At 51.9% G+C, this 8,755-nt stretch carries 9 protein-coding genes; 3 read left to right on the top strand and 6 right to left on the bottom strand.

Going from position 1 to position 8,755, the window contains the following annotated elements:
- The first annotated feature begins 9 nt into the window (after positions 1-9).
- On the top strand, positions 10-1,299 hold the full coding sequence (locus D6694_09785; GenBank protein ID RMH40763.1) for a TonB family protein: 1,290 nt from the start codon (positions 10-12) through the stop codon (positions 1,297-1,299).
- On the opposite strand, the gene D6694_09780 is transcribed toward D6694_09785, so the two are convergent.
- From D6694_09780 to D6694_09765, 4 genes are read right to left on the bottom strand one after another with little or no spacing between them, the layout of a single operon-like run.
- Complete coding sequence (locus D6694_09780; GenBank protein RMH40762.1) at positions 1,296-1,571, bottom strand: hypothetical protein; 276 nt, start codon at positions 1,569-1,571, stop codon at positions 1,296-1,298. The two genes, D6694_09785 and D6694_09780, sit on opposite strands and share 4 nt — an antisense overlap.
- 17 nt (positions 1,572-1,588) lie before the next feature.
- Complete coding sequence (locus D6694_09775) at positions 1,589-2,128, bottom strand: hypothetical protein (protein ID RMH40761.1); 540 nt, start codon at positions 2,126-2,128, stop codon at positions 1,589-1,591.
- On the bottom strand, positions 2,068-3,270 hold the full coding sequence (locus D6694_09770) for a hypothetical protein (protein RMH40760.1): 1,203 nt from the start codon (positions 3,268-3,270) through the stop codon (positions 2,068-2,070). The genes D6694_09775 and D6694_09770 overlap by 61 nt, the downstream gene beginning before the upstream one ends.
- The gene (locus tag D6694_09765) at positions 3,267-3,683 is read right to left on the bottom strand and encodes a hemerythrin domain-containing protein (protein RMH40759.1); all 417 of its coding nucleotides are present in this window, start codon (positions 3,681-3,683) and stop codon (positions 3,267-3,269) included. Before D6694_09765 ends, D6694_09770 begins: the two co-directional genes overlap by 4 nt.
- A 140-nt stretch (positions 3,684-3,823) precedes the next feature.
- Here D6694_09765 and D6694_09760 point away from each other — a divergent pair, with 140 nt between their 5' ends.
- Positions 3,824-5,008, top strand: a complete 1,185-nt coding sequence (locus D6694_09760) for an NnrS family protein (protein RMH40758.1) — start codon at positions 3,824-3,826, stop codon at positions 5,006-5,008.
- On the opposite strand, the gene D6694_09755 is transcribed toward D6694_09760, so the two are convergent.
- Positions 4,944-5,453 (bottom strand): hypothetical protein, encoded by a 510-nt coding sequence (locus D6694_09755; protein ID RMH40757.1) that lies wholly within the window; start codon positions 5,451-5,453, stop codon positions 4,944-4,946. The genes D6694_09760 and D6694_09755 overlap by 65 nt on opposite strands.
- 128 nt (positions 5,454-5,581) lie before the next feature.
- Here D6694_09755 and cobA point away from each other — a divergent pair, with 128 nt between their 5' ends.
- Positions 5,582-6,973 carry a uroporphyrinogen-III C-methyltransferase gene (gene cobA / locus D6694_09750; GenBank protein RMH40756.1) on the top strand — a complete coding sequence of 464 codons (1,392 nt, stop codon included), beginning with the start codon at positions 5,582-5,584 and terminating at the stop codon, positions 6,971-6,973.
- Between the two features lie 102 nt (positions 6,974-7,075).
- On the opposite strand, the gene D6694_09745 is transcribed toward cobA, so the two are convergent.
- The gene (locus tag D6694_09745) at positions 7,076-8,641 is read right to left on the bottom strand and encodes a cytochrome C oxidase Cbb3 (GenBank protein ID RMH40755.1); all 1,566 of its coding nucleotides are present in this window, start codon (positions 8,639-8,641) and stop codon (positions 7,076-7,078) included.
- Between the last annotated feature and the right edge of the window lie 114 nt (positions 8,642-8,755).

Raw genomic sequence — 8,755 nt, 5'->3', positions numbered from 1 at the left:
TTGACAACAATGGCAATGGCCCTAGAGCCAACAACCACACTCAAGGACGGGCAAGTATTACAACTGAATGGTGTGGCGCAGGCGGAACGTCTGCGTGTTCCTATGTATATTGCGGCGTTGTATGTAAGTGTTCCATCCTCGCAACCGAAAGAGCTCGAAGCTGTTGGTGCAGCGCAGATGCAGTTTCGCTTTTTGCAGCGACTTTCGGCGCGCCAATGGTCGTGGTATATCACAGAGCAAATTACCATCAATTCACCGGAGTCTTTGTGGAAAGAGAAAGTGCCAGTCATTCAAGCCTTTGCCAATCTGTTCCAAGGTGCATTGCGCCCGGGGGATTTGCTCAAACTGACCTATAAAACTGGAGAAGGCATGCGGGTGACACTCGACGATGTCGAGTTAGGTGTTATCAAGGATGAGACCATTTTCCCGCTGTTGTTGCACACATGGATTGGGCCGCGACCGCCTTCGGAGCGATTTAAAGGCGGGATTTTAAGTTACCAGAAAAACCCGGAGCTTGAGGATAAGTTTTCAAAAATTGTGTTTGCGCCAGAGCGGCAAGGCGTGATACGCCGCTGGGCGCTTCGCGCGCAACTTGCAGCACAGGACCAGCAGAAGTCACCTTCGGAAACGCGAGCGGCGCCTGGCGAGCGTACGAAAGACCTGCAGGCACAAGACCGCACCGGCCGCGAGAAAGCGCCAAAAGCGAGCACGCAAACGACTGAAGGTCAGTCAGTGACCGCTAAATCATCCAATCAGGGCACAATAAACAAAAGTGTTAAGAAGGAGACTACGAAGCAGGTAGCCCAAGCCAAAAAACAACCTTCAAAAGGTCAACCGAGCGAAGGGACTAAGCTAAAGAAAGTAAAACGCCCAGAACCGACTTCCACCACGGCAAAAGTTGACAAGAAGGGCGAGCACACAAAAAAAGTGGCAGAGCAATCAAAGCCGAGACCACCGGCATTGACGCCGGAGCAGAGGTTGGCGCTTCTGGAGGGGTATCAGGAGTCTGTCATCGACCTGGTGCTGGAGAAAAAGAGTTATCCTTATCAGGCGATGAAGCGTCGCTACAAACGGCGCTCGGCTTTGGATAACAAGCATGTCACTGCCGTATTCCGTGTGACCATTCGTAGAGACGGGCAATTAAAGTCGGTCGAGCTGGTGACTTCGTCGGGCGAGAAAATTCTTGATCGGGCGGCAGAGCGGCTCATTCGGGATACCCAACCGTATCCCCCATTTCCGTCGCGGCTACCAGATGATACCGTGACGTTTGAAATCAGTGTCCCATATACGATTCGTTAGTCGTCGGGATTCGGGGGCAGGTGTGCCAATATGCGTTGAAAAATTTCGATCACCATGGCCGGCGGTAGTTCGGCTTCCTCGCTCCATTGCCCTCGACGCACAAGCATGTCGGTTTCGCGTTTGGGATCGCGTGGGGGCAACCCGGATTGTCGCTTGAGTGCTTGAATGGTGCAGACCAGCTTGTAGCGTTCGCTTAATAGCTGAACAATGTGGTGATCCACTTTGTCGATGGCTGCTCGAAGCGCATCAATACTTTGAGGCGGTGTGCTCATTGTGCGGTCCTTCGGATTTAGGTTGAGTGCCTAAGAGACATTATTTTACCCGGAAATCGCGCCATATGCTGTAACCAGTGAGGTAACGATTGTCGGTCAATTCGGTCGAGCAAGGCTTTGAACCAATAACCTGTTTCGGTATCACCGCGAAGGCTGAGTGCGCGTTGAAAAAACAGGCTCTCGGCGTCAATGTCTTCCGACAGTAGGCGACAAAAGCTTGGCACTGTGCCAGAAATGACAATGTGACCAACTTGTGATGTGTTCGCTTGCACTGGGGGAAGTATATGCCATTGTTTGCGACGTGCCACGATGACCAAACGCAATTGCCAGTCGGCCAGTACCAACTCAATCCACCGATTTTCGGCAAATAACCAGTCGTCTTCATCCATCGCGTCATTCAGTGCTTGTAACAAAGGTGTGGTCAACCAACCGATCAGTGGTGGTGGACACAGCCTTATGACCAAGCCGGGTATTTTTTCAAGAAGGGTCGTTGTGTTCATGGTTTTGTCGCTCGTTGGAAAATCACTTTTGGAATGCCTATCAGGTTGCGAAGCCATAACAGTATTGCCAGACCTAGCACCAAACTGGCAGCCCTTTCAACTTCGGGCCTCCAGACCGAGCTGGCAAGCAGTAACACACCAGCGACGTAGTAGTGAAAGACACGCTGCTGTGACTTTTCTTCGATGACGTCTCGCATACTCAGAGGGCGTGTCATCCCGAGGCGTTGTGCATGTAACGTGGTTAAAAAGGCACCAATTCGTTGGGACATGCCCATAATCACCGGAAGGACGAATCCGACAAGTGCGCAAGCGATCACAGCTCGCCAGCGCAGGTGATGCCAAACCGCCGCCCAGTAGGCAAAAACGGTGAATATTTGTCCCGCCAGTGCCAGTTGCCAGAACCGGACCGTAGTATCAGCGCGTCGACGCCGCCGATTGAGCAATATAAAAAGCGAGCCCGCCATCCAGAGATGCAAAATACTCATACCGACAGCTGCGTGATTAGGACGAACAAAAATCGCCGCGAGACTGATTGCGGCCATCCAATACCAGTATTTGGCTATTGACGTATCAATCTCGCCAGGCGTGTAAAACATTGGGATGACGTGTAAGCCAACACTGAACACAATGCTTGGCACAAGAATGCCTAGCCCAAGCAAAGCGTGTTGATGGGGGGAGAGTGGTGCCTCTCCGGTCAAGAGCGCCAATCCCGTTGCGGCCATAAGACTCAAAAGGAGAGGGAGGGTTCGAATACCTGACTGGGCGGATAGGACGAGACGTCTTAAACCTGAACGCGCCTTCCACATCCAATAGATAAACACGGCAAGGGCCATTGACGCCCCTGTTATGCCAGTGGGCAGCTGAGGCCAGTACAAGTGAAGCACCAATAGTGCAATCGCCCCAGCCCACATAAGCCATAATGTGATCAGTTCGCCTGTTTGAAAACGCAGCGGGATACCGAGTACCACTGTGAACAGTTGGATCGAGGCTCCGAGTGCCGAGGTGCCGAACACGCCGAGGGTGATGAGGTGCAAAATGGCACGTCCTGTCGTGGGCCACGTTTGCCCGTGCAAGACAGGCTCGCTAATTTGCAAGGCAACCGCCATCAATAAAGCGATAGGCGCGGTGGTAAGAAATAGCATTGGTTGCCATAAAGGTGGCATATTGTCGGGGCGAAGCATTAAGCGTGGTCGATTCATGACTGTTTCAGGATGTCGGCGTCTAGATGTTCGTCACACATGGGATATAAAATGTGTTCTTCCTTCATATTGTGCTGGCCGATAGTGATCATCAGCGTATCGCCGAGGTCGAGACACCTTTCTGATTGTCTCTGCTCGAGTGCCTCACCAATGGCTTCAATGTAATCCCTAATTTGCTTATGTTCAGCAATCATGACGCCTGTGGGGCCTTGCTCCCGTGGGATACCTGACGCTTGTTCAAAAGCGGGAAAAAGCACCTGTTCTTCAAAATCAAGGTGCGCCAACGTCTGTGTTCGAAAGTCGGCGAAGGTCGTTTCAGCTTCATCCCATCGATTTTGATGCACCAGTTCTTCAAATGTGCAAAAGATTTCGTCGCATGTTTTATGGATATGAGCAAGACTGTCCTGAATCATTGTCAGTCACCCAGTGTGAAAAACCGCATGCTAAGTCTAGGCGCGTGTGCGAGAGAAACATTAATTCAAATCAAGGCTGAGACAGCGCGGACAAGGTTATTATCCTCACCCATAATCTTAGGGTGGTGTTGAGGAAAGTCATGCTACAAATCAGCGAGTCGGATCGCACAACAAAGTTCGCTTTTTGGGCCTTGGGCTTTCGGCCCTTTTTTTTACTCGCACCTGCCGTGGCCGTATTGGAATTGGCGGTTTGGCTGCTTGATTTATCCGGTGTTTCGTTTGTGCGAGGCTACTGGCATGGCATGACCGCTCATGCCCACGAAATGATTTTTGGCTTTGCCATGGCCGTGGTCGCGGGTTTTCTTTTGACTGCCGCACGCAATTGGACTGGGCTTTGGACTTGGCGGGGGCCTCGACTGGCGGTGTTGGTTGTTGTGTGGCTTCTGGCACGTATTCTGAATTGGTTGCCCGTCCCGAGCTGGCTGGTGGCGGTAGTCGATTTGATCTTTGTGCCTATGGTGATGTTTGCCTTATGGCAAGTGCTGTGGCCAGTCCGGCAGTATCGAAATTTTATTTTCATGCCCGTGCTTTTATTGATGTGGTTGGGCAATTTCCTAATGCACGCAGACCGGTTGGGTTGGATTGCTTCGGTATCACATCACGGGCTGTATCTTGGTCTTGATATTTTGTTGGTACTGATTAGCTTGCTTGGCGGTCGCGTCATTCCATTCTTTACTGAAAGAGGGTTGGGCTTGACGTCAGCGATGGCGCGCACGCCGCGTCTCGATCTGATGATTTTGGCGGCAATGGTGTTGTTTGCCGTGGCGCATCAAATCCAGTGGCAGGGGACTTTGACGAGCGTGGCTGCGTTAACCGCCTTGGCGATACAAGGCGTGCGGTGCTTCCGGTGGTGGCGACGAGGGATTCTTGGTGTCCCTTTGTTGTGGAGTTTGCATTTTTCTTATTGGTGGTTGTTGGTTGGGCTCTTCATGGTGGCACTACAACCGTGGATGAGTTTTTCGCCGTGGCTTTCGGTACATGCCTTTACGGTGGGCACTATTAGCGGCATGATTTTGGCCATGATGGCCCGGGTGTCCTTGGGTCACACTGGACGCCAGTTGTCGCCTCCAGACTTGATGGTGGCTGGTTTCGCCATCATACAGATTGCCGCAGGGTTGCGCGTCTTTGGGCCTTGGCTTTTCCCGGAGCAACACCTGTTCTGGATGGTGGCCTCGGGTAGTCTTTGGGTGATGGCGATGCTCATTTTCGTGGTGACTTATGGGCCGATGTTGATCCGACCGAGGATGGACGGGCAGCCTGGTTGAGCGGTTTGTCATTGGCGCCTAACATGAAGTGGTTGCTGGAGATGATGGTGATGGGGCGGAAACGCTCTATTAATCGTGCCACATTGGCGAGGGCACAACGCACACTGGAAGCACGATCGGCCCGGAAGAGCACAACGATTCGTTCATGTCCTGCTTGCGCGGCGTGAGTGGTCATGACCTTCTGAACGTGCGCTTCCTGTTGTAGGCGGTTTATCAGTGACGCCGGGGCCGAGGGAGATACCCACCATTGGGCGACAAGCAATGCAGCCTTTTCCTTTTTCAAAAAACGTCCAAATGGGCGTGACGGATATTGCTCCATAACGTTCAGTAATTGGTCGAGCGCGTCCTCATATTGGATGCCTAACTCCTTGGCCGCTTCTGCGACAGGATCGTTGGCAGTAAACAGGTGCCGATGAACCGTTTCGATGATTTGTGCTTTGGACATAGAAACATCCCGTGGTTGATGCGCCAGCCTATTATTTGCCTCTTGAAAACCTCGGCCATTGATTGTCGTCAAGGTTGTGTTGGCTTAATGCGAGAAAATAGGGACATGCCTAACAGGGGAGGTTCGTTGTGGACTATTTGCCGCTATTTCATGATATGCATGGTGTGCGTTGTCTCGTGGTGGGAGGCGGTGCCGTTGCCGAGAGAAAGGCGGAACTTCTACTGAGTGCGGGTGCGACGGTACATGTTGTGGCCAAAGTCTTCCGTTTTACTAACCCTGATGTCTCGTCGAGGGTTGTCGTAGAGGAAAGGCCGTTCCGAGACGAGGATGTTGATGGGTGTGCTTTGGTGGTTGTGGCCACAGATGAGCCTGAACTCAACATTCATGTTTCTGAAATTTGTCGTGTACGGGGTATTTTGGTCAATGTTGTGGATCATCCACACTTGTGTACGGTGTTTGTGCCGGCAATCGTTGACCGCTCGCCCATCGTTGTGGCCATAGGGAGTTCCGGAGTCGCACCTGTACTGGCGCGTCTGACACGAGCGAGAATTGAAGCCATTCTGCCTGCGTCGCTGGGACGATTGGCTGAACTTGCAGGCCGTTATCGTCAACGGGTGAAAGAAACTATCAAAAACTTTAGCCAGCGACGCCGCTTTTGGGAGCGGGTATTCACCGGAGAAGTGGCAGAAAAGATGGCTGCGAACCGTGCCGATGAAGCTGAGCAGTTGTTGACGCAACTGCTTAAGCAACCGCAGCCAACTGCCTACGGCCAAGTGGCACTGGTCGGCGCTGGGCCGGGTGATCCTGAGCTGTTGACACTCAAAGCTGTGCGGTTACTTCAGGCGGCTGATGTGGTGGTTTATGATCGGTTGGTTCACCCGCAAGTGGTTGGGATGGCGCGCCGTGACTGCGAAAAAATCTATGTTGGTAAGGAAAGCTCACATCACACATTGCCACAGGAAGAAATCAATGCCTTGCTGGTTCGACTGGCAAGCGCAGGCAAACGCGTTGTACGACTCAAAGGCGGTGATCCTTTTATTTTTGGGCGGGGTGGAGAAGAAATTGAAACCCTGATGGAGGCAGGCATAGACTTTCAAGTGGTGCCCGGCATCACCTCAGCGTCTGGTTGTTCGACCTATTGCGGCATTCCGTTAACACATCGAGACCATGCGCATAGCGTGGTTTTTGCAACCGGCCATCTGCGCGATGGCACCGTCAATCTCAATTGGCAGGCACTGGCCCAACCCTATCAGACCACCGTGATTTATATGGGGATGACCGGCCTTAAGATTATCGGCGAACAATTGATCGCCCATGGACTTCCTGCAGACATGCCAGTCGCTGTAATCCATCGTGGTACTATGCCGGAGCAGAAAATTGTCATTGGCACCTTAGCCGACATCCATAAAAAGGTCAGGCAGGCAGGCCTAAAACCGCCTAGCCTTATCATCGTTGGCACCGTGGTCAATCTTCACCGCCAGCTTAGCTGGTTTGGTGCTGAGGCCGAGTCGTCTTCGTGATTCTAAGGCAGACAGACAACCCGGAGTTCGGGTTGTCTGAATTGAGGGGGCTTCAAACCTGTTTCCAGTGATGCAAGCTGATAGCTGACGTGGTTTGACCCCCTAGTGGCTCGTACCTTCAGACAAGTGTGTTTTGTTATACACATTGTACTTTCCGACCGGCCTTTTCATGGGAATACGTTTTATCGTTTTGAACGTCTTGGCATCCACTACGATGATGGCTCCGTCAGGTTCCATCACGCTGACCAACGCGTAGCGTCCGTCTTTGGTAAATTCGACATGGGCAACGGTTTTTCCAGGATCAAACGCAAGTGTTTTAACAATGTTTAGGGTACGCTTGTCGATGATATGAATTTTGTTCTTATGTGGCCCAAAAAATACATCCGCCCAGGCATATGGCGTGTTTTCATGTGATCGGATAAAAAAGCCAGGACCTAAAGTCTCGATAGTTTTTATCACGCGCCAATTGCTGACGTCGATGATACTGATGGCGCTCGCGCCTAGGTTTGGCGTGGCCAAAACACGCCGACCTTGATAGGTCCATGTAATGCCGGACCCTAAGTGGGGCATACCTGGCAACGGCAGCTGTTTGACTGCGCGTCGAACATCAAGGTTGATGACCACCCCAAGTGCGTTGGTTTTTTTAGCTTTGCCACTGCCATTTGGACGGGTGGCACCAATGAGCCAGCGGTAGTCTTGGGTAAAGAAAAAGTCATCAACGATGCGATCGAGCGTGATTTTAATGGGAACAAATTGGCCGGATCCCGAGACGATGGGTTCGCCGGATTCTGGGTTGTAGTCATGAACCAGTCCAGTGAATGGCGCTTTGGCATTGGGATCGTAAGGCACTTCCCAAACCTCGGGAACATCCTTGAGCGCGAGCACAAAACTGTGTCGTGGCCGCGCATGATAGACCGCACTGATCCGGCTTGATTTTCCCTGTTGGCTGACTGTGGGCAGAATACGTTCAAGTGAAAGGTCGCGCCCATCAAGAATGACAAGGTTATGTGGCCAGTAATTGGCGACCGCGACGTAGCGACCATCATCGGAAATGGCGAGATTACGCGTATTGATGCCAGCCCGAATCTCGGCGACATACTTTAATTGGTATAGGTCAAACTTAGATATCCAGCCGTCCCGGGATGCAAAATAAACAAACCGACCATCCCGCGTAAATTTAGGACCACCATGCAGTGCGAAATGGGTTGGGATTCGAGCAATGGGCTCGAATTTGTCGCCATCAAGAATGGTCACATGATGATCGCCCGACTCCACGACAACAAACAAATTTTGTGGATCAGCGCGAAAAACCGGCTGATTGTTTGTCGGGTTAGGTTGTGTCAATAGTCGATGGCTTTGGGTGATTTCTTTCGCGCCCCAGCGTGGCATTGAGGCGGGCGTTGAATAGATATAACTGACCAGCGACTTGATTTGCGAGTCGGACAGCGTTTTGGAAAAAGCAGGCATTTGCGTAGCGGTACGTCCATATTTTATTACCTCGAACGCCTGACTTGGCTTCAACCGTGACAAATTGGGAGGCAGCAATGCCGGGCCCATGCCACCAGCACGGTCGCGACCGTGGCATTGGGCACAGTATTGCTGATACAAGGTTTCGGAAGCCATACTCGTAACGCCGATGAGCAGTAAAGCAAACCAAACCGGTTTCATTGTCGGCGCACCTCGTTTCGGTGAGTTGAGTGCCAAAATGGGTCGGTACGGCGTGAGTAAGGTTGAACCTCAATACGCTGCACAGGTGTGGTGATACCAATTTCCTCGTCATCA

It is taken from the genome of Gammaproteobacteria bacterium, assembly GCA_003696665.1.
GTDB lineage: Bacteria > Pseudomonadota > Gammaproteobacteria > Enterobacterales.
Note: the sequence above shows the minus strand (reverse complement) of the source record. Positions and strands in the feature narration are given on the sequence as shown.